The organism is Pseudomonas sp. PS01299 (assembly GCF_029960145.1).
Taxonomy (GTDB): domain Bacteria; phylum Pseudomonadota; class Gammaproteobacteria; order Pseudomonadales; family Pseudomonadaceae; genus Aquipseudomonas; species Aquipseudomonas putida_A.
The window spans coordinates 1-363 of sequence record NZ_JASCPO010000518.1 but is presented as its reverse complement, the minus strand read 5'-3'; the positions used below and the strand labels follow the sequence as shown (position 1 = coordinate 363).

Below are 363 nucleotides of genomic sequence, written 5' to 3'. Positions count from 1 at the left end.
CAGCGTCGTCTACCAGGTCAGCCTTGTTCAGGAAAACCACGATGTACGGAACGCCTACCTGACGGGACAGCAGGATGTGCTCACGGGTTTGTGGCATCGGACCATCAGCGGCCGAGCAAACCAGGATAGCGCCGTCCATTTGAGCAGCACCGGTGATCATGTTCTTCACATAGTCAGCGTGACCTGGGCAGTCAACGTGAGCGTAGTGACGGATCAGCGAGTTGTACTCAACGTGTGCGGTGTTGATGGTGATACCGCGAGCTTTTTCTTCTGGAGCGCTGTCGATCTTGTCGAATTCAACTACGGCCGAACCGAAAACTTCGGAGCAGACGCGAGTCAGAGCAGCGGTCAGAGTGGTTTTAC

General features: G+C 55.4%; 1 protein-coding gene. It reads right to left on the bottom strand.

The annotated features are described in order from the left end of the window. Positions 1 to 363, bottom strand: a 363-nt coding sequence (locus tag QMX91_RS31380; RefSeq protein WP_282413923.1) for a GTP-binding protein, incomplete at both ends; no start/stop codon positions are given.